Consider the following 22,561-nt stretch of genomic DNA (forward strand, 5'->3'; position numbering starts at 1 on the left):
CGCATTTTTGATTGTCCCTTTTGCCTTGCTCATCCGACTCCCAGGAAAACACTGCAGCAATAAATAAAAATGATTCAGGAGAAGGTATGAACAACGCTTGGGGAAAGGTCGCTCCGGCTTCGCTTTGGGGAAAACGGGCCAAACCGCTGGCCGTGGCTATTGGCCTGGCATTCGCCGCACCGCTGATAGCGAGCGCCGCCAGCGCCGCGGCAACCTATCACATTCCAGCCGGTGAGCTGGACGGCGCGCTGAACGCTTTCGCCGCTCGCGCCGGCATCGCACTCTCGGTAGACGGCGCGTTAACCGCAGGTAAACGTTCGCCGGGCCTGAACGGCAGCTACGGTGTCGACGACGGCCTGAACGCCCTGCTGGCGGGCAGCGGCCTGCAGGCTAAAGCGCTCGGCAACAACGGTTACACGCTGGCCACACTGCCGCAGCCGCACAAGGAAGAGGACATCACGGTAGTCGGTGACTGGCTGGCGGAAGGCCGTCAGGCAGACGTGTTCGAACACCCCGGCGCGCGCGACGTGGTGCGCCGCGAAGACTTCGCCAAAACCGGCACCACCACCGTGCGCGAAGCGTTGAACCGCGTGCCGGGCGTGGTGGCGCCGGAGAACAACGGCACCGGCAGCCATGATATGGCGCTGAACTTCGGCATTCGTGGCCTCAACCCGCGCCTCGCCAGCCGCTCCACCGTGCTGATGGACGGCATTCCGGTGCCCTTCGCCCCTTACGGCCAGCCGCAGCTGTCGCTGGCGCCGGTCTCGCTCGGCAATATGGATGCGATTGACGTGGTGCGCGGCGGCGGCGCGGTGCGCTACGGGCCGCAGAGCGTCGGCGGCGTCGTCAACTTCGTCACCCGCGCCATCCCGAAAACCTTCGGCATGGAGGCCGGCATGCAGGGGCAGCTCAGCCCGACCTCGCGCCAGGATCACCCGAAAGGCACCGGCAACCTGATGATCGGCGGCACCGCCGACAACGGCTTCGGCGCGGCGCTGCTCTACTCCGGCACCCGCGGCAGCGACTGGCGCGAGCACAGCGCGACCAAGATCGACGACGTGATGCTGAAAAGCCGCTACGCCCCGAACGAGGTGCACACCTTCAACAGCCTGCTGCAATACTACGAAGGCGAAGCGAACATGCCGGGCGGACTGAGCCGGGCGGACTACAACGCCAACCCGTTCCAGTCGACGCGCCCGTACGACAAGTTCTGGGGCCGCCGCCAGTTGGCGAACTTCGGCTACCAATATCAGCCGGATCGGCAGCACAAGTTCGACGTGCAGAGCTTCTACACCTACACCCTGCGCAGCGGCTATCTGGATCAGGGCAAGAACCTGACGCTGTCGCCGCGCGAATACTGGGTGCGCGGCGTAGAACCGCGCTACAGCCAGAGCTTCCGCTGGGGCGACTCGGCGCATGAGGTCGGCGTCGGCTACCGCTACGTCAGCGAATCCACCCACGAACTGCGCTACACCAGCAAAGCCAGCACCGGCAGGCTGCCGTCCACCGCCAGCCCGTACGATCGCGACACCCAGTCCGGCACCGAGGCGCACGCGTTTTATATCGACGATCGCATCGACATCGGCGACTGGACCCTCACGCCGGGCATGCGTTACGAGTACATCAAGTCGTATCAGAACAACTACATCAAGAACAACCGCCTCGACGTCAGCTATAACGCGCCGCTGCCGGCGTTGAACGTGATGTATCACCTGAACGAATACTGGAACCTGTACGCCAACACCGAAGGCTCCTTCGGCACCGTGCAATACAGCCAGATGGGCAAAGCGGTCGACAGCGGCAAAATTGAACCGGAGAAGGCGCGCACCTGGGAGCTGGGCACCCGCTACGCCGGCGATGCGCTGACCGGCGAGATCGGGCTGTTCCTGATCAACTTCAACAACCAGTACGACTCCAACCAGGTGACCGACAGCGTGACCGCGCGCGGCAAAACCCGCCACGCCGGGCTGGAAGGCAGCCTGCGTTACGATCTGTCGCAGCTGACACCGAAACTGGACGACCTGACCGCCTACGCCAGCTACGCCTACGTCAACGCCACCATCCGCGAAGACGGCGGCTACAAGGGCAACCAGGTGCCGTTCTCGCCGAAGCATAAAGGCACGCTGGGGCTGGACTACACGCCGGGCAACTGGGCGTTTAACCTTAACGGCGAGTTCCAGTCCAGCCAGTTCGCCGACAACGCCAACACCGTGGCGGAAAGCGCCGACGGCAGCACCGGCCGCATCCCTGGCTACATGCTGTGGGGTGTGCGCGCCGCCTATGATTTCGGCCCGGAAATGGCCGGCCTGAATCTGGGCGTCGGCGTGAAAAACCTGTTCAACCACGAGTATTTCACCCGCGCCTATGACGACAACAACAAGGGTCTGTACATCGGCCAGCCGCGCACGATTTATCTGCAAGGTTCGGTGAAGTTCTGATCCGCAGCGGCGGGCGCGGTTAACCGTGCTCGCCGTCTTTCTCATCAACGTGACGCCGTCACATAAAGCCGTTCCTCCGCGCCGCCGCAGCGGCGAAAAATAAGTCGCTTCTGACGCCAATGCGCGTAATATCGACGATCCGCCCCAACTTATGGGCGCGGATTTTTTTGCCATTCTGGCCTGAAAAGCGAGGGAATAAGATGAATCATAATGACCTTTCTCAGTGCCGCGTTGACACCGACCGTTTGTTGATTGCCCCCTTTACCGCAGCAGACGCCGACGATGTTTACCAGGCGATCACCCCCACTCTGACGCGCTTTATGACCTTTGAGCCGGAGGCGTCGCCGGAGGATTTCGCCAACGTCTGGCAAGGCTGGCTGCCGTTGATGCGCGAAGGTGAAGAAGTGATCTTCGTCGCCCGTCGGCGCGAAGACCGGCAGTTCGTCGGGGTCGGCGGCGCGCATAATCTGCGCAGCCACACCCCGGAGCTGGGCATCTGGGTTAAAGAGAGCCTGCATGGCCAGGGCTACGGCCGCGAAATCGTGCAGGGCATCGCGCGCTGGGCCAGCGAGCGCTTTCAGCCGCCGCACTTTCTCTACCCGGTGGCCGAGCAGAATACCGCCAGCCGCCGCCTCGTCGAGTCGCTGGGCGGCGTGCTGGCCGGCCGTTGCGAGCGCATCAAGTATGACGCCGTGGTGTATCACCTGCCGCCTCAGCGCTAGTCAGCATCGGGCCGCCGGCCCGGTGTCATCTTTTTTGCTTTCCGCCGTGATAACCCCTGCCACTGCCTGCGGGTTTGTGCTAATGATAGAGGCATGTAGGGTAAAAACAGTTGAGGAACAGCAACATGATTATTTTTGTTACCGGCGCCACCTCCGGTTTCGGCGAGGCGATCGCGCGCCGTTTTATCCGTGAAGGCCACCAGGTGATCGCCGCCGGGCGCCGCCTTGAGCGTCTTGAAGAGCTGCAGGAAGAACTCGGCCAAGCGCTGCACATCGTGCGGCTCGACGTGCGCAACCGCGCCGCCATTCAACAGGCGATCGAGGCACTGCCGGCCGAGCTGCGCCAGATCGACGTGCTGGTGAACAACGCCGGGCTGGCGCTGGGGCTGGAGCCGGCGCACAAGGCCAACGCCGATGACTGGGAAACCATGATCGACACCAACGCCAAAGGGCTGGTGAACATGACCCGCGCACTGCTGCCCGCCATGGTCGAGCGCAACGTCGGCCATGTGATCAACATCGGCTCCACCGCCGCCAACTGGCCTTACGCCGGCGGCAACGTGTACGGCGCCACCAAGGCGTTCGTCAAACAGTTCAGCCTGGGTCTGCGCGCCGATCTGCACGGCACGCGCATCCGCGTGACCGATATCGAGCCGGGCCTGGTGGGCGGCACCGAGTTCTCCAACGTGCGCTTCAAAGGCGATGACGGCAAGGTCAACAAAACCTACGAAGGCGCCGATGCGCTGACGCCGGAAGACATCGCCGAGTCGGTGTTCTGGGTCGCGACGTTGCCGGCGCGCGTCAACATCAACACGCTGGAAATGATGCCGGTCAGCCAGTCCTTCGCCGGGCTGAACATCCACCGCGGCGCCTGAGCCGCGACGGCGGGAGGCGACTCCCGCCGCGTTTCCTCAGGCCGCGCGCCAGCCGGAAACGATAATCAGCATGCCCGCCAGCGCCACGCCGGCGCCGACCCAATCCAGCGCAGACAGCTTCACCCCGTCCACCACTCGCAGCCACAGCAGCGCAGTCGCCACATACACACCGCCGTAGGCCGCATAGACCCGCCCGCTGGCCGCCGGATGCAGCGTCAACAGCCAGACAAACAGCATCAGGCTTAATGCCGCCGGCAGCAGCAGCCAGGCGCTGCCCTGCTTCCTCAGCCACAGGTAAGGCAGGAAACAGCCGATAATTTCAGCCAGGGCGGTGGCGAAAAACAACAGCGTGGTTTTTAACATCGGTCGCAGTTTTCTCTCGGTAAAGTAAACGAATCGGCGCTTGGCTGGTGAATTCCAGGAGCGCAGTGGTATATTTATCACCACGCCTGCGGGCGAGGTAACGCCAGTGTCGCCATCATCAGGCGCACTCACTCATAAGGATGAAACGATGAAAACATTTTCGACCCAACGACTGCTGCGCGGGATGCTGCCGGTCGCCATGCTGGCCGTTATGGGCGCCTGGCAGGCGCCGGCGCTGGCCGCCACCTGCACGCAGGGCAGTACCTGCGTCACCGTCGATGGCAAAGGCAGCGGCGCGATGAGCACCGAAGAAGCGCGCCAAAGCAAAGAGCAGTGGAATGATACCAAATCCCTGCGCCACAAGGTCAACACTCGCGTCGAGAAAGAGTTCGACAAGGCCGATCGCGCGGCGGATGACGAAGACCGCTGCAACGACAGCAACAACGTCAACGCGTACTGGGAACCGGACACCCGTAAATGTCTGGATCGCCAGACCGGGCGTCGGATTAATCCTTAATCCGCCTGCGGCGGGCGGGCAAGCGTGAAACCCGGCCGCCGTTGCTGCTATCCTGTTACAGGAAGTTCATTGTCTAAAAGGATGACGTGATGAAGAAAACGCTGATATTAACCGCTGTCTTGCTGGCCGGCGCCCCATTGGCGGCTCTGGCCTCCTGTGAAAGCGTGAAAGCGGACATTTCGCAAAAAATCGTCAATAACGGCGTTCCGGAGTCCGGCTTCAAACTGGAGATCGTGCCTAACGATCAGGCCGATCAAGCGGGCGGCCAGGTGGTCGGCCACTGCGAAAACGACACCCAGAAGATCGTTTATACCCGCCTAAACAACGGCGACGATAGTGGTGACGCGGCGCAGACCGGCACCAGCCAGGACACCTCCAACGCGCAGTAAGCCGCATCGGCTACCCAGGGCGCGCAACAGCCGCGCCCTTTCCTTTTCCTTTACGCCTGCTCCGCCTCTTCCTCTTCGCCTTGCGGCCGACAACGCGCCGGGATCAGCATCGCCGCCGCCAGCGCCAGCAACGACACCAACGCCGATACCAGGAACACCCAATGCAGCGAAGCCGCCACCTGCTGGATAAGCTGCGCCAGCGCTTCGCTCCCCATGCTCTGCCGCACCGCCGGCTCCATCAGCCGCTGCACCGGATCGTCAATCTCCGGCAAACGCCACTGCAGGTTGAGGTTCAGCGTGGCGCCCAAAATCGCGGTGCCGATGGCCGAGCCCACCATGCGGGTAAACACTGTACAGGCAGTGGCAATGCCGCGAATGCTGTAATGCGCCGCGTTCTGCACCGAAACCAGAAACGTCGTGTTGCACAATCCCATGCCGGCGCCGACCATAAACGCCGCCACCCGGCCCCACATCAGACCGCCGTCCGGCTGCAACATCAGCAGGATCAGGCCGCCCGCCACCAGCAGCAGCGCGCCCAACAGCGCCGTGGCGCGATACGAAGTCATCAGCATCAAACGGCCGCTCAGCGTGCTGGCCAGCGGCCAACCAATCGACATCAGCGCCAGCGTGGTGCCCGCCTCCAGCGGTGAGCCCCCCATCACGCCCTGAATGAAGGTGGGCAGAAAGGCGCTGATGCCCATCATCGCCGCGCCGATCACCAGCCCGCCGATGTTGCCGGCGACGATCACCCGGCTTTGCCACAGCGCCAGCGGGAACAGCGGCTCGACCGCGCGCCGCTCCTGACGGATCAGCAGCGCCAGCGACGCCGCCGCCAGCGCCAGCAACGGCGCCACCCACCATCCGAGACTTTCCATCTGCAACAGCGCCAGCAGCAGCGCCGAAACGAACAGCGTCAGCCAGGCGGTGCCCGCCAGATCCAGCGCGTGCCGCCGCAGTTGCTGATGCGCCGGCAGATAGCGCCAGAGGAAGAACATCGCCAACAGGCCGATCGGCAGGTTGACCCAGAACACCAGCGCCCACGGCAGGTGTTGCACGATAAACGCGCCCAGCAGCGGGCCGATGATCGCCGATACGCCCCACACGCTCGACAGGTAACCCATCACCTTCGGCCGCTCGGTGGCGCTGTAGATGTCGCCGATGATGGTGGACGCGATCGGCATGATGGCGCCGGCGCCCAATCCCTGCAATAAGCGGAAGCCGATCAGCCAATACATGTCGGGGGCGAAGCCGCACAGCACCGATCCCAGCAGGAACAGCGTCGCGCCGAAGAAAAACACCCGCTTGCGGCCGTAGAGATCCGCCAGCCGGCCGTAGATGGGAATGGTGATCGCCTGCGCCAGCAAATAGACCGCGAACACCCAGCCCAGCAGCGAGAAGCCGCCGAGATCGCCGATGATGGTCGGCATGGCGGTGGCGACGATGGTGGCTTCGATCGCCGACATGAACATCGCCAGCATGCAGGCGATCAGGATCAGCGGGCGGTGGGCAATGGGTGCGGGTGAAACGTTATTTGTCATGGCGTTATGCAGGTTTCCTGGCGTTTTTATTTTCCCTGAGTATATCAGCAAGCGCCAGCGCCAAGTCTATTCGCCCTCACATCCTGCCTTTGCCGGCGGCGAATCGCACCATTTGGACTAACTGTTACGGCGTAACGTTTTGCCGTGGATTTTTTTCATTTTACCCGCATCCCAGCGCTGACGCGGGCTGCGGCGCCAATACGGGCAAACTCAATCAGCTGATTTTGTTCATAAAACTTGGCACGGTCAACGACAGGGTGCTATACCTTCCCTAGCCGGCGCCTTTGGGCTTCGTGCTTTCTCGGGTTTAAATATCAGTATCTTATGCTGATTAACTCACGTATTGAGCCTACGTTCAGCACGCTGTGCCGAACGCACCCTTCGCTCAATGTCGCTAACCTCATGCGAAACGCCCGTTTTGTACCGCCACGCCCGCCGGGCCGTGGGTAACAATCAGAGCGGAATGCGCCGTCTTGTCGGCCGCTCCGCGCAACGGAGGACGCAACATCATGCACAAGTCAGCGCCATACCGGCGCCTGCTCCTCGGGAGCCTGCTGTTTATCGCCGTCATCGCGCTGCTGGTTTACGGCATCGGTTGGGAAACCCTCAAGTCGCGCCGGGAAGATTTGATTTACCTCGGTCAGCAGCACATGTTCCTGGTGGTGTGTTCGATGCTGCTGTCGCTGCTGGTCGGCATTCCCAGCGGTATCCTGCTGAGCCGCCCTTTCGCCCGCCGCTGGGCGGAGCACGTGATGCAGATCTTTAACGTCGGCAACACCCTGCCGCCGCTGGCAGTGTTGGCATTGGCGATGGTGATCATCGGCATCGGCGACCGGCCAGCGGTGGTGGCGTTGTTCCTCGCCTCGCTGCTGCCTATCGTGCGCAATACCTATGCCGGCCTGCGTTCGGTGCCGCCGGCGCTGGTCGAGGCCGCCAACGGTATTGGCATGACCGCCGGGCAGCGGCTGCGCCAGGTCGAACTGCCCAATGCCCTGCCGGTGATCTTCGCCGGGGTGCGCATCGCGATGGCGATTAACGTCGGCACCGCGCCGCTGGCGTTTTTGATCGGCGCCAGCAGCTATGGCGAGCTGATCTTCCCCGGCATCTACCTGAACGACTTCCCGACGCTGATCCTCGGCGCCGCCGCCACCGCGCTGATCGCCCTGCTGCTCGATCTGGCGCTGGCCGGTCTCGGCCGCCGGCTCAGCCCGCACACCGCATCCTGATGGGAGAAACGCGATGACTCGATGGTTACAACGACTCCGCCACGCGCTGCTGTTCTCCTTGCTGATGACCGGCGCGGCCGCCTGGGCCGCCCCGCTGACGCTGGCGAGCAAGAACTTTACCGAACAGCGCATTCTGTCGGCGATCACCGTGCAATACCTGCGGGCCAAGGGTTTTCAGGTCGAACCCAAGACCAATCTGGCTACGGTGATCACCCGCAACGCGATGATCAACAAGCAGATCGACATGACCTGGGAATACACCGGCACCTCGCTGATCATCTTTAACCACATCAATAAGCGCATGTCGCCGCAGGAAACCTACGACACGGTGAAAAAGCTCGACGCCAAACTCGGCCTGGTGTGGCTGCAGCCGGCGGACATGAACAACACCTACGCCTTCGCCATGCAGCGCCGGCGCGCGGAAAAAGAGCAGATCCGCACGATGTCGCAGCTGGTGGCCAAAGTGGAACAGGTGCGTAAAACCGACCCGAAACACAACTGGCTGCTGGGGCTGGATCTGGAATTTGCCGGCCGCTCGGACGGCCTGAAGCCGATGCAGGCGCTGTACGACATGCCGCTGGATCGCCCGCAAATCCGCCAGATGGATCCCGGCCTGGTCTACAACGCCATCCGCGACGGCTTCGTCGACGCCGGGCTGGTATACACCACCGATGGCCGGGTGAAAGGCTTCGATCTGCAGGTGCTGGAAGACGACAAAGGCTATTTCCCGAGCTATGCAGTCACGCCGGTGGTGCGCGCCGACGTGTTGCAAAACACGCCGGGGCTGGAAGCGGCGCTGAACACGCTGTCGAAACAGTTCAACAATCAGGTGATCACCGAGCTTAACGCCAGAGTGGATATCGACTACCAGACGCCGCAACAGGTCGCCGACGCGTTCCTCAAGCAGCGCGGCCTGATTTAGGAGGCATGATGAATACCTTACTTTACGCCTGGCAAAACTGGGCCTATATCGCCGGATTGACGCTGGAACACCTGCTGCTGGTCGGCATCGCCGTCGGCCTGGCGATCCTGATCGGCGTGCCGCTCGGCGTGCTGATCGTCCGCCACAAATGGCTGGCGACACCGGTGCTGAGCCTGGCCACGCTGGTGCTGACCGTGCCCTCCATCGCCCTGTTCGGGCTGATGATCCCGCTGTTTTCCTTAATCGGCCACGGCATCGGCTACGTGCCGGCGATCACCGCGGTGTTCCTCTATTCGCTGTTGCCGATCGTGCGCAATACCCACACCGCGCTCGACAACCTGCCCGGCGGGCTGCGCGAAGCCGGCCGCGGCATCGGCATGACCTTCTGGCAACGCCTGCGCTGGGTGGAGATCCCGGTAGCGCTGCCGGTGATTTTCGGCGGCATTCGCACCGCCGTGGTGATGAATATCGGCGTGATGGCGATAGCCGCCGTGATCGGCGCCGGCGGCCTCGGCCTGCTGCTGCTCAACGGCATCAGCAGCAGCGACATCCGCCAGTTGATTACCGGCGCCGTGATGATCAGCCTGCTGGCGATCGTCCTCGATTGGTTATTGCACCGTTTGCAAATTGCGCTCACGCCCAAGGGGATCCGCTCATGATTAAATTGGAAAATCTGACCAAACAGTTCATGCAAAAGAACGGCACGCCGTTCAACGCCGTCGACAACATCAATCTGGACGTGCCGGAAGGCGAAATCTGCGTGCTGCTCGGCCCATCCGGCTGCGGCAAAACCACCACGCTGAAGATGATCAACCGCCTGATCGAACCCACCGGCGGCACCATTCTGATCAACGGCGAAGACACCAGCGCGCTGGATACCGTCAGCCTGCGCCGCAAAATCGGCTACGTCATCCAGCAGATCGGTCTGTTCCCCAACATGACCATCGAGGAGAACATCACCGTAGTGCCGCGCATGCTGGGCTGGGACAAAAAACGCTGCCACGATCGCGCCGAGGAGCTGATGAGCATGGTGGCGCTGGATCCCAAGCGCTTTTTGCACCGCTACCCGAAAGAGATGTCCGGCGGGCAGCAGCAGCGCATCGGCGTGATCCGCGCGCTGGCGGCCGATCCGCCGGTGCTGCTGATGGATGAACCCTTCGGCGCGGTGGATCCGATCAACCGCGAAACCATCCAAAACGAGTTTCTCGACATGCAGCGTCAGCTGAAGAAGACCGTGATGCTGGTCAGCCACGACATCGACGAAGCGCTGAAGCTCGGCGATCGCATCGCGGTGTTCCGCCAGGGCAAGATCGTGCAGAACGCCAGCGCCGATGAGCTGCTGGCGCGCCCGGCGAACGACTTCGTCGCCTCCTTTGTCGGCCAGGATCGCACGCTGAAGCGCCTGCTGCTGGTGCAGGCCGGCGACGTGGCAGACCAACAAGAGACGGTGACGGTACGCCGGGAAACGCCGCTGACAGAGGCATTCGGGTTGATGGACGATATCGACGCCCGTTCGGTGACGGTAGTGGACGCCGACGGCAAACCGCTGGGTTACGTCAAACGCCGCGAGGCGCGCGGTGCGCCGGGGGTATGCGCCGACAGCCTGCACCACTTTCGCGTCACCGCCCGCGCGGAAGAGAACCTGCGCGTGGTGCTGTCGAAGCTGTATGAGCACAATACGTCCTGGATGCCGATCGTCGATGAAGACGGCCGCTACAGCGGCGAAATCTCGCAGGATTATATCGCTGACTACCTTAGCTCCGGCCGCACGCGCCGGGTGCTGACGCCGCAATAACCCCCGCCGGGGCGCCGACCGCCCCGCCCATGCCGCAGTTTGATAAAGATTCACTGGTCATCGGCCGGAGCGCCAAGCACAATGCGCTGATGACCCTTTGATTTTTCTCACGACGCCGCCCACGCATGAAAAGATTGGTCCACCTGCACCACTATCGCGCCCTGCTGCGCAGCCTGTTTATCGCCGTGTTCATCGGCGTCGCCGCCGCCCTGGCGGTGTGGCTGTTCCACCGTTCGATGATTGGCCTCGAGTGGCTGTTGCTCGGCAATGCCGACGGCAGTCTGGTGGCCGCCGCCGCCGCGCTGCCCGGCTGGCGGCGCGCCCTGACGCCTGCGTTGGGCGGGCTGGCGGCGGGCCTGCTGCTGTATGTTCACCAGCGCTACCGCCACCAGCGCCCGGCGGCGCCCACCGACTATATGGAAGCGATCGAGACCGGCAACGGCAAGCTGGACACCGGCGCCAGCCTGGTGAAGTGTCTGGCGTCGCTGCTGGTGGTGTCGAGCGGCAGCGCCATCGGCCGTGAAGGCGCGATGATCCTGCTGGCGGCGCTGGTGGGCTCGCTGTTTGCCCAGCGCTTTACGCACGAGAAAGAATGGAAACTGTGGGTGGCCTGCGCCGCCGCAGCCGGGATGGCCAGCGCCTACCATGCGCCGCTGGCGGGCAGCCTGTTTATCGCCGAGATCCTGTTCGGCACCCTGATGCTGGCCTCGCTCGGCCCGGTGGTGATCGCCGCGGTCAGCGCCCTGCTGATGACCAACCTGCTCAACGGCGGCCAGGCGCCGCTCTACCTGGTGACGCCGCTCGCCGCCCCTTTGCCGACGCAATACCTGCTGATGGCGCTGGTCGGCGTGGTGGCCGGCGCCGGCGGGCCGCTGTTTTTATGGTTGATGACCGCCACCGGCCGCGCGTTCCGATCGCTGCGCCTGAAGCCGCCGCTGCAGCTGGCGCTGGGCGGCCTGATCGTTGGGCTGCTTTCGCTGTTGTTCCCGCAGGTATGGGGCAATGGCTACAGCGTGGTGCAGGCGCTGCTGATCGCGCCGCCGGGGGTGTTGCTGCTGGGGGCGATCCTGGTATGCAAGCTGTTGGCGATCCTCGCCAGCAGCGGGTCGGGCGCGCCCGGCGGGGTCTTCACCCCGACGCTGTTCGTCGGCGCCGCGCTCGGTTCGATGATCGGCCAGCTGTTCGGCCTGTGGCCGGGGATGGATGCGGCGGTGCCGCTGCTGCTGGCGCTGACCGGCATGGCTACCCTGCTGGCCGCCACCACCCATGCGCCGATCATGGCGGCGCTGATGGTGTTTGAAATGACCGGCGAATACGCGCTGCTGCCCGGCATTCTGCTGGCCTGCGTGATCGCCACCACCGTGTCGCGCGGCCTGCGGCCGGTATCGGTCTACCACACCGCGCCGCCGCCCAAACGCGAGGCTTAAAACTCGCCCTGCTGCAGCAGCTTCCTGAACTGCGGGCACTGCAGGTGCTCCGGTTCAGGGCAATCGACCATGTGCTGCAAACCGGCGCGCACCTGCCCCAGACGCCGCAGGGTGCGATCCAGTTCTTCAATCCGCGCCGCCAGCAGCCGACGATCGAGGGCGATGCGCCCTCGATCGTCAAACAGCGAGGCGATCTCATCCAGCGTAAATCCCGCCAGCCGCCCAAGGGCGATCAGCTTCAGTTGATCCAGCACGCCGGCGGCGTATTGGCGACGTAAACCGTTGCGGCCTATCGAGGCGATCAGCCCCTTTTTCTCGTAATGCCGCAGCGCCGAGGGCGCGATGCCGCTCAAACGCGCCACCTCGCCAATATCCAGTTCTTTTTCCATTGACTTGAAGTCGACTTTAAGTTGCACACTGTGCGCACATTACACCATGAGTGACTTTAAGGACACGAAAATGACGACAGAAATTTTACTGATGATTCTGCTGACCGGGGTGGGCGCCACGCTGTGCACCGATCTGTGGACCATCGTGCAAAAGCGCGTGCTGGGCATCCCGCCCCTTAACTACGCGCTGGTCGGCCGCTGGTTTATCGGCCTGTTCGACGGCCGGTTTTATCACGCTCCGATCATGGCTGCGCCGGTGCGGCGGGGAGAAAAAGCGATGGGATGGCTGCTGCACTACGCGATCGGCGTCGCCTTCGCCTTTATCCCGCTCGGCTTGGCGGGCATCGCGTGGTACGCCGCGCCGACGCCGCTGGTCGCGCTGTTGAGCGGCTGGCTGAGCCTGGCGGCGCCCTTCTTCGTGATGCAGCCGGCGTTGGGCTTTGGCGTGGCGGCGGCGAACACCCCCAATCCGACGCGTAGCCGCATCATCAGCCTGCTGGTGCATACGGTGTACGGCCTGGGGCTGTTTGTCTCCGCCCGTTTGTTGGCCCCTTTCCTGGCCTGAGCGCGCTAGCGCAGCAGCGTGGAGATGTCGAGGTAGTGCGCCAGTTCGCGCTGCTCCGCGCGCGGCAGGTACGGAATTTCACCCAGCAGCGGCGCAGAAATGCGCTGCTGCAGCGCCGCGATGGTTTCGGCATAGTGCGCCAACCCCGGGTTGATGCGGTTGGCGACCCAGCCCAGCAACGGCAGGCCGTCGTTGATAATCGACTGTGCGGTCAGCAACGCGTGGCTGACGCAGCCCAGCTTGATGCCCACCACCAGCACCACCGGCAGCTGTTCCTGCACCACCCACTCGGCGTAAGGCCGCAGATCGTTCATCAGCACCCGCCAACCGCCGCTGCCTTCCACCACCACCGTATCGGCTTTGGCCGACAGATCCCGCAGACCGCTGCTCATCACGCCATAGTTGATGTCCTCGGTCGCATGCGCATGAAACACCTCATCCAGGCAGGTGATGGGATTGATCTCCTCGTAGGACAGCGGCAGGGTTGAAGATGCCTGCAATACCAAAGCGTCTTTATTGCGGATGCCCTCGCTGGTTTCCTGGCAGCGCGCGGCGATCGGCTTGTAGCCGGCCACCGAACGGCCTTCGGCGGCCAGCGCCTGCATCAACCCGCGGGAAACCACGGTTTTACCGACGTCGGTATCCGTGCCTGTCACAAATAAACGCTTCAACATGAATAAAATGCCCCAGAATGCCCCGTTAACAATGTATCGCCGCACCGGCGGCGAAGAAGTATTTCGGAAAAATTCTAGGGGATGCTGCCGCTTAGGGGCTTGAGGTAGCTCAATCTTTTGCGGAATTAATAAGAGGTTCTGATGTTAGCCTTGCAGCAGTTGCACCAGCAATGAACCGTTATACAGCGCCTCTTTCACCAGCGCCGCGCCGGGCATGGTGCCCTGATTGAAGAACTGCGTGGATTCGACCTTGACCTGCTCGCTGTAGGCCGGCAGCGCCTGCTGGCGAATGCAGGAGGCGATGGCCGGGTGCAGGATCTCCGCCGCGCGGTTGAGCGGCGAGCCCACCAGGATCTTCTCGGGATTGAACAGGTTGACCATGATAGCCAGAATGCGCCCCACGCTGTGGCCGACGCCGAGAATGATGTCCCGCGCCAGCTGATCGCCCGCCAGCGCGGCGTCGCACAGCGATTCGACGGTCAGCGGCGCGCCGTGCAGGCTGGAGCTCATCGAGCCGCTCAGCCGCTGCTGGGCGATCTCCAGCATGTTCTCAATGCTGGCCACGGTTTCGAGACAGCCGTGGTTGCCGCAGTAACAGCGTTTGCCGTAGGGATCGACCTGGGTGTGGCCGATCTCCACCACGCTGTGGCTGCCGGCGTGCAACACATGGCCGCCGGTGATCACCCCGGCGCCGACGTTGTGGTCGATCACCACCTGAATCACGTTCTGGCTGCCGCGCGAGGCGCCGTACAGCGCCTCGGCCATGGTCCAGGCGCTGATGTCGTGCTGCAGGTAAACCGGCAGGCCGGTGCGGGTTTCCAGCGCCGGGCCGAGCGGCATCTCCAGCACGTCGTAAAACGGCATGCGGTGCACCACGCCCGACTGCACGTCGATCATGCCCGGCAGCGTAATGGCGATCGCCGTTAACCGTTCCAGCTTGCTTTGGTGGCGAATAAAGAATTGATCGACTTCGGTCAGGATGCGTTTCAGCAGCGGTTCGGGATGTTCGGCCGCCAGCGGCAGCTGTTCCTCCACCACCAGCTTGCTGCTGAGATCGCGCAGCGCCAGCGTGATGCTGCCGCGGCTGATGCGTGCGGAAAGGTAGTGCCAGGCTTCGGTGTCCAGCACCAGCCCCACCGCCGGGCGCCCCCGGCTGCCGATCTCCTGGTACTCGGTTTCCTTGACCAGATGGGCTTCCAGCAGCTCGCGCACGATCTTGGTGATGCTGGCGGGCGCCAGCTGCGCGCGTTTTGACAGTTCGATGCGCGAAATCGGACCCAGTTGATCGATTAGCCGATAAACCGCCCCCGCATTGGTCTGTTTGATTTGATCGATATGCCCAGGCTGCCCAACCGCAATCACAAACCGGCTCCTACTATTTTTCGCGCTTCTAAATAAAGACTAGGGGTTATGGTGGGGCTTTTGTCATACAGCGTCAACTATTTGATTCGTTATGTGATTTGCTGCACAAATTCCTCGCAATTTCAGCGTGAATTGATTTTTATTTGCCCAAGCTCAACGTCATTTCAGCATCAACGCCATCAGCGACTGCGCCGCCGCGGTCAACGGCCGCCGGCGGTGGTGCACCAGCCACACTTCGGTGGTGGCGTCCGGCTCCGCCAGCGGCAAATAGCGCACGCCGTCCACCCGCACCCGGGCGAAAGACGCCGGCAGAATCGAAACTCCCAACCCGGCGGAGACCAGCCCGATGATAGTCATCGCTTCCCCCACTTCCTGGGTGATATACGGGGTGATGCCGGCCTTGCCGAGCAGCAGCAGAATTTCGTCGTACAGCGCGGTGCCCACTTCGCGCGAGAAGAAAACGAACGGCTCCCGCGCCAAATGTTGAAACCGCAGCGCGCCGCCGGGCGTTTCCGCCAGCGGATGCCCTTCCGGCACTACCGCCACCAGCGGTTCGCGCAGCAGCAGCTGATAGTGCAGCGCTTCCGGCAGCCGCGTGTTGCGCATCACCCCCAGATCCAGTTCGCCGTTCAGCAGCGGTTCGATCTGCTGTTTGGTGTTGATTTCGCGCATCTTGATGTGCACCTGCGGGGACTGCTGGCGAAAGGCGCGCAGGCTGCGCGCCACCACGCCGATAAAGGGCGCGGAAGAGGTAAAGCCGATGGTCATTTCCCCCAGTTCGCCGCGATCCAGGCGCGCCGCCTTTTCCGCCGCGCGGCCGACCTGATCGAGCACCTGATAGGCTTCTTTGAGGAACATCTCCCCGGCCTGGGTCAAACTGACGTTGCGGTTGTTGCGCGCCAGCAGCCGCGCGCCGACCATCTCTTCCAGCGCCTGAATTTGCTGGCTGAGCGGCGGCTGGGAGATGCGCAACCGCTCGGCGGCGCGGCCAAAATGCAGCTCTTCGGCCACGGCGATAAAGTAACGCAGGTGTCTCAACTCGATATTCATATTTAAAAAGTCTTAATTGTAATTATTAATATATTAGACAAAAAATTCGCCGCTCCCTATCATTTTGTTATCTGCAAAGTGTCTGTTTATCTCCCCGAAGTTCGGTAAGGAAACGCTGTGACAACCCCTGTGCGTTCTGCGGCCGTGATGCCGTCGACGCTGGCCGCCAACGATGACGCGGCCGCTGCGCCAAAAGTAAAACGCTCCACCCTCAACAATAAACTCCCCTATATCGAACGCGGCACGCCGCAGTTTATGCGCGTCACGCTGGCGCTGTTTTCCGCCGGGCTGGCGACCTTCGCGTTGCTTTACTGCGTGCAGCCGATCCTGCCGGTGCTGTCGCAAGACTTCGGCGTCTCGCCGGCGGAAAGCAGCCTGTCGCTCTCGGTCTCCACCGGCCTGCTGGCGATCGGCCTGATGTTTACCGGGCCGCTGTCCGACGCCATCGGCCGCAAGTCGGTGATGGTGGTGGCGCTGCTGCTGGCGGCGGTTTGCACGTTGATTTGCGCCTTTATGACCAGCTGGCACGGCATTTTACTGATGCGCGCATTGATCGGCCTGTCGCTGAGCGGCGTCGCCGCGGTCGGCATGACCTACCTCAGCGAAGAGATCCACCCCAGCTTCGTCGCCTTCTCGATGGGGTTGTACATCAGCGGCAACTCGATCGGCGGCATGAGCGGCCGTCTGGTGACCGGGGTGCTGACCGACTTCTTCTCCTGGCGCGTCTCGCTCGGGGTCATCGGTCTGTTCGCCCTCGCCGCCGCCTGCATGTTCTGGCGCATCCTGCCCGCCTCGCGGCATTTTCGCGCCAGCTCGCTGCGCCCGCGCACCCTGCTGATCAACTTCAAACTGCATTGGCACGATAAGGGCCTGCCGCTGCTGTTCGCGGAAGGTTTCCTGCTGATGGGCAGCTTCGTCACCCTGTTCAACTACATCGGTTATCGCCTGCTGGCGGATCCTTATCACCTGAGCCAGGCGATCGTCGGCCTGCTGTCGGTGGTGTACCTCACCGGCTCCTACAGTTCGCCCAAGGCCGGCGCGCTCACCTCGCGCTTCGGGCGCGGCCCGGTGCTGCTGGCGTCGATCGTGATTATGCTGATCGGGATCCTGATTACCGCGCTGCCGCAGGTGCCGGCGATCTTTATCGGCATGATGCTGTTCACCGCCGGTTTCTTCGCCGCCCACTCGGTGGCCAGCAGCTGGATCGGCCGCCGTGCGCGCCGCGCCAAAGGCCAGGCGTCGTCGCTGTATCTGTTCTGCTATTACGTCGGCTCCAGCGTGGCCGGCACCCTGGGCGGCGTGTTCTGGCACAGCTTCGGCTGGAATGGCGTGGCGGCGTTTATCAGCCTGATGCTATTGCTGGCGCTGCTGGTGGTGCATTACCTGAAACGGCTGCCGGAAGCGGCGCGCCTGTGAATGGAAAAAGCCGCGGTGGTTAGCCGCGGCTCGTCATGCCAGAGCCCGTGATTATTGACCGGGTTTCCAGCGAGTTTGCAGGTACTCCACCGCCTTGTCCGTTTGCGGCTCGGTCAGATAACGTTGCCGGAACAGGATGGTTCCCCCCATCCCCGGCAGGCTCTCGTTGAGATCCAACTGCCTTTTCAGCTCGGGGACGCCGCCGTCGACGGTCCAGGCCGGCTCGCTGGCCGATGGCGTGCCCACTTTATACAGCGCCACCCCGGCATAGAGCCGAACCGGCGTGTCTTTCACCACCTCGGCCCACCAGTTGGCCAGCACGTCGTAGCGAACAATTTCACGATCGAAAGGCCAATACAGCTGCGGTGCGATATAGTCGAGCAGCCCCAGTTTGACCCACTGGCGCGTATCGGCATAGGCCGTATCGTACGACGGCGCGCCGGCCCGCGTCGCCGAACCGGCAGGATCGTCCGCTTTGTTTCGCCATACGCCCGCCGGGCTGACGCCAAACGCGACCTCGGGCTTCAGTGCTTTGACGGTGGCGGAAACCTGTTTTATCAATTGCAGCGTGTTGTCTCTTCGCCAGTCGGCCTTGTCTGCAAACCCTTTGCCGTATGCGCGATACGTCTTTTCATCATCCAGCGGCGATTGCGGCGTTTCGTAATAGAAATAATCGTCAAACTGAATGCCGTCGACATCGTAGTTTTTGACGACTTCAGCCACCACGCCGGTGATCCAGTTGCGCACCTCGGGCAGGCCGGGGTCGAGCACGAAGCGATCGCTGGCGGTGCGTATCCAGTCGGGATGCAGCGCATAGACGCTGGCCGGCGGCGACTGCAGCGTATGATTGAGTGCATCAATCGTTTGCTGTCGGGTATTCATGGAAACCCGATAAGGGTTCAGCCAGGCATGCACTTTGATGCCGCGTCGGTGCGCTTCTGTCAGCATAAAGGCCAGCGGATCATAACCGGGGTCCTGGCCCACGGTGCCGGTCAATACCTCCGACCAGGGCAAGATGTCAGAACGCCACAGGGCCGTGCCGTCCGGTTTAACCTGAAAATACACCGTGTTAATCCCGGTTTTCACCATGTCGTCCAGAGCGTCCGTCAGCCCCTGCTTCTGCAGACGCACCCGCTCTTGCGTGGATTCCGCTTTCAGCGAGGCCGCCGGCGGCCAGTCCAAGCCAATGACCGTGGCCAGCCAGATGCCCCGCATCGGCGTTGCCGGCGGTACAGGCTGCGGAGGCTTTTCCGGCTCAGGGGGTTTGGCGCATCCGCTCACGCCCAGCATGGCGGCCATCAACAGCCATCCGCCTAGTTTTGTTGCGCCTGTCGGCATAAATGTTCTCCTTCCGTGAGTGACGGTTATCCCATGTCGCGGCGTGCGGAGCAAGAAACCGCCCGCTTTATCAACGCCATCCAGCGACCGGCGCCGCCCTTTCTGGCGACGCCTCTCCTTATCCCATCACCAGCTCAGCCCCGTCCCGCGAGGGAACGCCACCTTGCCGGTATTGGTTTGCTCATCGTAGTCATGCCAGGTATTAACCGGCAGTTTTCCGTGCGGTCTGATTTTCCCCGTCAGCACCTGCGCCAGCGATATCATCGAAGGGCCACGCCATACGCCGCTGTCATACCCGTAGTAAGAATAGGTGGCGACAGCCGCATCCACGTCTGCGGCATAGTTCACGATATCGTAAGGCGCGCGCAATGAGAGGTGAACGCATTTTTTCCCCTGCTCGGCGGCGTATTTCAGCCAGCCCGGGTAAGGGCTGCTGTCATTAGCCGCCCCGGTTGCGGCGGTCACGACCCCATCCTGCTCGGCAGGCGTAAAGCGGGTTGAGAGGGTTCCAAGCAAGAACACGTCGCAGCCGGCAATATGTTCCCTGACCTGGGCGTCGCTCAGTTCCGTTTCCTTCGCGGCCACGACGTTCTGATAGCCCTCCTGCGCCATCACGTTCGCAATGCCTTTGGCCTGCTCGCCCCACGGAGTCAGAATAAAGTAGCGCAGCGCTTTGTCCTTTAACGGCAGCAGACATTGACGGTTGATAACCACGGTAATGGAACGATCGGCAATCCGTTTCTCTAGCTGATGCGCGGAGGACGAAACGTCGTGGGAACAGGGTTTATCGCTATGGCCCATCAGGTGATGGCGCAATTTGAGGCGCAAAATGCGCTCGACCGAAGCATCGATATCGGCCTCGCTGAGATGCCCGGTTTTCACCCGCTGCGCAATGTAGCGGATAAGCTCGGGCAGCAGGCTCGCCTGCGCCGGCGAGGCGATGCTGACAGGCATCAGAGCAATATCCACCCCGGCGGTAAAGACGTTTTCAGCCGCCGCTTGCTGGCTGAAATGCTCGGCAATCGCGCCCATATCCAGCGCGTCTGAAATCGTTACGCCGGCATAACCCAGCTCATTGCGCAGGATCTGGGTCTGGATTTCGCGCGACATGGTGGCCGGCACCGTGATTTTTTCACCGTTGCGGGTGTCGATCTGGCTGTTATCCAGTGCGGGGTACTGAATATGCGCAGTCATCACCATATCCGGCGCCGCGCAGCGATCGATGGCCTGTTTATAAGGGGCGATATCAATGGCAAAAGCTTCTTCCCGCGTACGATCGACGCGCGGCAAACCGGTATGCGAGTCGGTGGAGGTGCTGCCATGGCCGGGGAAGTGTTTGTACGCGTTGATCAGCCCCTGCTGTTTCATGCCCGCCACCATGTTTTCCGCCAGGCGGGCAACGGTGTTCTTATCATCGCTGAAGGCGCGAACGTTAATCACCGGGTTGAACGGATTGGTGTTGACGTCCACGACCGGGGCAAAGTTGGTATTGATATGCAACGCGCGCATATCCTGGGCCATCAGTTTGCCCTGTTCAACGGCGAGCTGTTTATCCGCACCGCCCTCGATCGCCGCCGCCAGCGCCATATTGCCGGGGAATGAGGCGTAGTCGCCGCGCGGCAGCCGGAAAACGTTACCGCCTTCGTTATCCGTGCCAATAAACAAACGAACGCCCGCGTGGGTTTTCAGCGCGGCATACCAGGCCGTCAACGTTTTGATCTGCTGCTTGTCTTTCAGATTATTGGCAAACAGGATCACCCCACCGATGTGGTTATCGGTGATCAGCTTGCCAATGGCTGCATCGGGAACGGTCATATCCTGATTGCTGCTACCGTTCTGATCCCAGTAGCGAAAATCCAGCATGATTTTTTGCCCGATCTTCTCTTCCAGCGTCATGTTTTTGACTTTCTGTTTAATATCCACAGTAAACCTCCGTTTAAAGCACCCGTTAATGACAGAAGAAAAGATAACCCGAGGGGCTCATAGCGTCCTGCCATTCTGTTTGTTCCAGCGATTGGACAACGGCAAACGGAAAATGGATCAAACAAAATATCAACCAACAGAAAAAATCCATCAATGAATCAAACCCCTATCAATGCAAAGTCTATTTCACACCCTGCTGTAGAAGTCCCTCAGGCGTATTTTTCGCTGGCAAGCCGGGTGGCCAGTGAGGCCGCTCCCTCTTCGTTTGCCGATGTTGCCCCCAGTCGGCCACTCTTCTATAGTATGTTGTAACTAATATGGGGGTGTGCGATGAGCAGATACGATGTGATTGGCCGAATGAACGCCTGCTTTAACGAGCTGGAGCAGGCGCTCGGCGCGTTGCAGCAGCAGATCGCCCCGCTGCGGTTGCTGGCGGCGCGGGTGTTCAGCCTGCCGGAGGTTGAAAAAGGCCAGGAACATCAGGCCATTTCGCATATCGCGGTCGAGCAGCATGTGGGGCAAGCGGCGCGCGATCTGGCGCTGGAGCATTATCAGCGGCTGTTCATTCACCACAACCGGGAGAATGTCAGCAGCAAGGCCGCCGTGCGCCTGCCCGGCGTCATCTGTCTGGCGGTGGAGCAACCGGAGTATCAGGCGCTGCAAACGCAGCTGGCGCTGATCAACCGCCTGAAGGGCGAACTGGAGCAGATTATCACCGTCGATTCCGGCCTGGCGCCGGAGCAGCGTTTCGAGTTCGTGCACACCCATCTGCACGGGCTGATTACCCTCAGCGCCTATCGCACCCTCACCGCCCTGACCAATCCCGACTCCGTGCGCTTCGGCTGGGCCAACAAGCACATCATCAAAAACGTCAAGCGGGACGACATTCTGGCGCAGCTGGAGAAAAGCCTGAAAGCCGGCCGCGCGGTGCCGCCGCACAGCCGTGAACAGTGGGCCGCCCTGGTCAGCCGTGAGATCGACGACGTCAGCCGGCTGCCGCAGCAGGCGACGCTGAAGATCAAACGGCCGGTAAAAGTGCAGCCGATCGCCCGGGTGTGGTATCAGCAGCAGCAAAAACAGGTGCAGCACCCCTGCCCGCTACCGCTGATCGCCCTGTGTCAGGTTGAAAGCGGCGCCGCGGTGCCGAAGATCGGCGAACTGCTCAACTACGACGCCGAGGCGGTGAAACACCGTTACAAACCCGACGCCAGGCCGCTGCGGCTGCTGGTGCCGCGTCTGCACCTGTATACCGACGACGCTACTCGCTGAGGGCATACACCCGCAGGCGATGGCCGTCCGGATCTCGCGCCACGAAGGTGTAACCGAACTCCATCTCGGTCGGCGTTTGCTCGATAGTCAGCCCAAGTTCGCGCCACTGGTTATAGCGCGCCTCCACTTCTTGCGGATCCTGGCATAAAAAGCCCAGTTCACCGCCGCCCCCGGTCAGCGTGGCGGCGGGTTTTACCCCCTGTTTGGCCCACATCCCCAGCTTGAAGCCGTTGTTGAGCACGAACAGGGCAAAGCCGGGCGAAAGCTCCACCGGCGCCTGCCCCAGCAGGCGTTGATAAAAGGCGGCGCTGTTGAGCGGGTTGTCGACGTAAAGCAGGGTCATGCTGGGAAGGGTCATCGGTC

The 22,561-nt window shown here is 62.2% G+C and carries 22 protein-coding genes; 13 read left to right on the plus strand and 9 right to left on the minus strand.

Annotated features, from left to right (window positions below; all coding sequences use genetic code 11):
- Positions 1-86 precede the first annotated feature (86 nt).
- The 3 genes from fecA (at position 87) to ydfG (ending at position 4,035) form a co-directional block, all read left to right on the plus strand.
- Positions 87-2,438: a TonB-dependent Fe(3+) dicitrate receptor FecA gene (fecA, locus tag AC2CGQ_RS07935; RefSeq protein WP_484593560.1), complete on the plus strand. Its 2,352-nt coding sequence runs from the start codon at positions 87-89 to the stop codon at positions 2,436-2,438.
- A gap of 200 nt (positions 2,439-2,638) precedes the next feature.
- Positions 2,639-3,160: a GNAT family N-acetyltransferase gene (locus tag AC2CGQ_RS07940; RefSeq protein ID WP_004938571.1), complete on the plus strand. Its 522-nt coding sequence runs from the start codon at positions 2,639-2,641 to the stop codon at positions 3,158-3,160.
- A gap of 125 nt (positions 3,161-3,285) precedes the next feature.
- Positions 3,286-4,035, plus strand: coding sequence for a bifunctional NADP-dependent 3-hydroxy acid dehydrogenase/3-hydroxypropionate dehydrogenase YdfG (ydfG, locus tag AC2CGQ_RS07945; protein ID WP_016927858.1), 750 nt, complete (start codon positions 3,286-3,288; stop codon positions 4,033-4,035).
- Between the two features lie 36 nt (positions 4,036-4,071).
- On the opposite strand, the gene AC2CGQ_RS07950 is transcribed toward ydfG, so the two are convergent.
- Positions 4,072-4,398, minus strand: a complete 327-nt coding sequence (locus AC2CGQ_RS07950; protein ID WP_172574686.1) for a YnfA family protein — start codon at positions 4,396-4,398, stop codon at positions 4,072-4,074.
- 148 nt (positions 4,399-4,546) lie between these two features.
- Here AC2CGQ_RS07950 and AC2CGQ_RS07955 point away from each other — a divergent pair, with 148 nt between their 5' ends.
- Together AC2CGQ_RS07955 and AC2CGQ_RS07960 are read left to right on the plus strand one after the other, a co-directional pair.
- Positions 4,547-4,915, plus strand: coding sequence for a DUF1283 family protein (locus tag AC2CGQ_RS07955; RefSeq protein ID WP_004938560.1), 369 nt, complete (start codon positions 4,547-4,549; stop codon positions 4,913-4,915).
- Between the two features lie 89 nt (positions 4,916-5,004).
- Complete coding sequence (locus AC2CGQ_RS07960) at positions 5,005-5,304, plus strand: DUF1161 domain-containing protein (protein ID WP_004938557.1); 300 nt, start codon at positions 5,005-5,007, stop codon at positions 5,302-5,304.
- Positions 5,305-5,354: 50 nt separating this feature from the next.
- On the opposite strand, the gene AC2CGQ_RS07965 is transcribed toward AC2CGQ_RS07960, so the two are convergent.
- A complete protein-coding gene (locus AC2CGQ_RS07965; RefSeq protein ID WP_484593561.1) occupies positions 5,355-6,842 on the minus strand; it encodes an MDR family MFS transporter in 1,488 nt (495 codons plus the stop codon).
- A gap of 509 nt (positions 6,843-7,351) precedes the next feature.
- On the opposite strand from AC2CGQ_RS07965, the gene AC2CGQ_RS07970 reads away from it, so the two are divergent.
- From AC2CGQ_RS07970 to clcB, 5 genes are all read left to right on the plus strand, one after another.
- Positions 7,352-8,068, plus strand: a complete 717-nt coding sequence (locus tag AC2CGQ_RS07970; protein ID WP_004938551.1) for an ABC transporter permease — start codon at positions 7,352-7,354, stop codon at positions 8,066-8,068.
- A gap of 64 nt (positions 8,069-8,132) precedes the next feature.
- Positions 8,133-8,990 (plus strand): glycine betaine ABC transporter substrate-binding protein, encoded by an 858-nt coding sequence (locus AC2CGQ_RS07975; RefSeq protein WP_198509697.1) that lies wholly within the window; start codon positions 8,133-8,135, stop codon positions 8,988-8,990.
- An 8-nt stretch (positions 8,991-8,998) separates the two neighbouring features.
- On the plus strand, positions 8,999-9,649 hold the full coding sequence (gene osmW, locus AC2CGQ_RS07980) for an osmoprotectant ABC transporter permease OsmW (RefSeq protein WP_004938544.1): 651 nt from the start codon (positions 8,999-9,001) through the stop codon (positions 9,647-9,649).
- Entirely contained in the window at positions 9,646-10,785 is a 1,140-nt protein-coding gene (gene osmV / locus AC2CGQ_RS07985; protein WP_015377781.1) for an osmoprotectant ABC transporter ATP-binding protein OsmV, read from the plus strand. The genes osmW and osmV overlap by 4 nt, the downstream gene beginning before the upstream one ends.
- A 125-nt stretch (positions 10,786-10,910) precedes the next feature.
- Positions 10,911-12,212, plus strand: coding sequence for a voltage-gated ClC-type chloride channel ClcB (gene clcB / locus AC2CGQ_RS07990; RefSeq protein ID WP_033633138.1), 1,302 nt, complete (start codon positions 10,911-10,913; stop codon positions 12,210-12,212).
- Here the strand turns inward: clcB and AC2CGQ_RS07995 are convergent.
- Complete coding sequence (locus AC2CGQ_RS07995) at positions 12,209-12,601, minus strand: helix-turn-helix domain-containing protein (RefSeq protein ID WP_015377779.1); 393 nt, start codon at positions 12,599-12,601, stop codon at positions 12,209-12,211. The two genes, clcB and AC2CGQ_RS07995, sit on opposite strands and share 4 nt — an antisense overlap.
- A 70-nt stretch (positions 12,602-12,671) precedes the next feature.
- On the opposite strand from AC2CGQ_RS07995, the gene AC2CGQ_RS08000 reads away from it, so the two are divergent.
- Complete coding sequence (locus AC2CGQ_RS08000) at positions 12,672-13,166, plus strand: DUF2938 domain-containing protein (RefSeq protein WP_462199409.1); 495 nt, start codon at positions 12,672-12,674, stop codon at positions 13,164-13,166.
- Between the two features lie 5 nt (positions 13,167-13,171).
- Here the strand turns inward: AC2CGQ_RS08000 and bioD are convergent, their stop codons facing one another.
- From bioD to AC2CGQ_RS08015, 3 genes are all read right to left on the minus strand, one after another.
- Complete coding sequence (bioD, locus tag AC2CGQ_RS08005) at positions 13,172-13,840, minus strand: dethiobiotin synthase (protein ID WP_004938529.1); 669 nt, start codon at positions 13,838-13,840, stop codon at positions 13,172-13,174.
- Positions 13,841-13,984: 144 nt separating this feature from the next.
- A complete protein-coding gene (gene mlc / locus AC2CGQ_RS08010) occupies positions 13,985-15,202 on the minus strand; it encodes a sugar metabolism global transcriptional regulator Mlc (protein WP_004938526.1) in 1,218 nt (405 codons plus the stop codon).
- Positions 15,203-15,361: 159 nt separating this feature from the next.
- Entirely contained in the window at positions 15,362-16,252 is an 891-nt protein-coding gene (locus tag AC2CGQ_RS08015; protein WP_004938523.1) for a LysR family transcriptional regulator, read from the minus strand.
- Between the two features lie 147 nt (positions 16,253-16,399).
- Between AC2CGQ_RS08015 and AC2CGQ_RS08020 the strand changes: the two genes are divergently transcribed.
- Positions 16,400-17,668 carry an MFS transporter gene (locus tag AC2CGQ_RS08020; RefSeq protein ID WP_031300458.1) on the plus strand — a complete coding sequence of 423 codons (1,269 nt, stop codon included), beginning with the start codon at positions 16,400-16,402 and terminating at the stop codon, positions 17,666-17,668.
- A 51-nt stretch (positions 17,669-17,719) separates the two neighbouring features.
- Here AC2CGQ_RS08020 and AC2CGQ_RS08025 read toward each other — a convergent pair whose 3' ends face one another.
- Complete coding sequence (locus AC2CGQ_RS08025) at positions 17,720-19,006, minus strand: glycoside hydrolase family 10-like protein (protein ID WP_434093824.1); 1,287 nt, start codon at positions 19,004-19,006, stop codon at positions 17,720-17,722.
- A gap of 126 nt (positions 19,007-19,132) precedes the next feature.
- Positions 19,133-20,929, minus strand: a complete 1,797-nt coding sequence (locus AC2CGQ_RS08030) for a glycoside hydrolase family 3 protein (RefSeq protein ID WP_484593562.1) — start codon at positions 20,927-20,929, stop codon at positions 19,133-19,135.
- Positions 20,930-21,259: 330 nt separating this feature from the next.
- Here AC2CGQ_RS08030 and tus point away from each other — a divergent pair, with 330 nt between their 5' ends.
- Positions 21,260-22,198: a DNA replication terminus site-binding protein gene (tus, locus tag AC2CGQ_RS08035; RefSeq protein WP_015377774.1), complete on the plus strand. Its 939-nt coding sequence runs from the start codon at positions 21,260-21,262 to the stop codon at positions 22,196-22,198.
- Here the strand turns inward: tus and AC2CGQ_RS08040 are convergent.
- Positions 22,188-22,556, minus strand: a complete 369-nt coding sequence (locus tag AC2CGQ_RS08040; RefSeq protein ID WP_004938508.1) for a VOC family protein — start codon at positions 22,554-22,556, stop codon at positions 22,188-22,190. The genes tus and AC2CGQ_RS08040 overlap by 11 nt on opposite strands.
- Positions 22,557-22,561 lie beyond the last annotated feature (5 nt).

Source organism: Serratia sp. DFXYC6 (assembly GCF_057196085.1).

Coding starts and splice junctions, on each gene's coding strand:
- fecA (WP_484593560.1), top strand. CDS start 87: ATGAACAACGCTTGGGGAAAGGTCGCTCCGGCTTCGCTTTGGGGAAAA.
- AC2CGQ_RS07940 (WP_004938571.1), top strand. CDS start 2,639: ATGAATCATAATGACCTTTCTCAGTGCCGCGTTGACACCGACCGTTTG.
- ydfG (WP_016927858.1), top strand. CDS start 3,286: ATGATTATTTTTGTTACCGGCGCCACCTCCGGTTTCGGCGAGGCGATC.
- AC2CGQ_RS07950 (WP_172574686.1), bottom strand. CDS start 4,398: ATGTTAAAAACCACGCTGTTGTTTTTCGCCACCGCCCTGGCTGAAATT.
- AC2CGQ_RS07955 (WP_004938560.1), top strand. CDS start 4,547: ATGAAAACATTTTCGACCCAACGACTGCTGCGCGGGATGCTGCCGGTC.
- AC2CGQ_RS07960 (WP_004938557.1), top strand. CDS start 5,005: ATGAAGAAAACGCTGATATTAACCGCTGTCTTGCTGGCCGGCGCCCCA.
- AC2CGQ_RS07965 (WP_484593561.1), bottom strand. CDS start 6,842: ATGACAAATAACGTTTCACCCGCACCCATTGCCCACCGCCCGCTGATC.
- AC2CGQ_RS07970 (WP_004938551.1), top strand. CDS start 7,352: ATGCACAAGTCAGCGCCATACCGGCGCCTGCTCCTCGGGAGCCTGCTG.
- AC2CGQ_RS07975 (WP_198509697.1), top strand. CDS start 8,133: ATGACCGGCGCGGCCGCCTGGGCCGCCCCGCTGACGCTGGCGAGCAAG.
- osmW (WP_004938544.1), top strand. CDS start 8,999: ATGAATACCTTACTTTACGCCTGGCAAAACTGGGCCTATATCGCCGGA.
- osmV (WP_015377781.1), top strand. CDS start 9,646: ATGATTAAATTGGAAAATCTGACCAAACAGTTCATGCAAAAGAACGGC.
- clcB (WP_033633138.1), top strand. CDS start 10,911: ATGAAAAGATTGGTCCACCTGCACCACTATCGCGCCCTGCTGCGCAGC.
- AC2CGQ_RS07995 (WP_015377779.1), bottom strand. CDS start 12,601: ATGGAAAAAGAACTGGATATTGGCGAGGTGGCGCGTTTGAGCGGCATC.
- AC2CGQ_RS08000 (WP_462199409.1), top strand. CDS start 12,672: ATGACGACAGAAATTTTACTGATGATTCTGCTGACCGGGGTGGGCGCC.
- bioD (WP_004938529.1), bottom strand. CDS start 13,840: ATGTTGAAGCGTTTATTTGTGACAGGCACGGATACCGACGTCGGTAAA.
- AC2CGQ_RS08015 (WP_004938523.1), bottom strand. CDS start 16,252: ATGAATATCGAGTTGAGACACCTGCGTTACTTTATCGCCGTGGCCGAA.
- AC2CGQ_RS08020 (WP_031300458.1), top strand. CDS start 16,400: ATGCCGTCGACGCTGGCCGCCAACGATGACGCGGCCGCTGCGCCAAAA.
- AC2CGQ_RS08025 (WP_434093824.1), bottom strand. CDS start 19,006: ATGCCGACAGGCGCAACAAAACTAGGCGGATGGCTGTTGATGGCCGCC.
- tus (WP_015377774.1), top strand. CDS start 21,260: ATGAGCAGATACGATGTGATTGGCCGAATGAACGCCTGCTTTAACGAG.
- AC2CGQ_RS08040 (WP_004938508.1), bottom strand. CDS start 22,556: ATGACCCTTCCCAGCATGACCCTGCTTTACGTCGACAACCCGCTCAAC.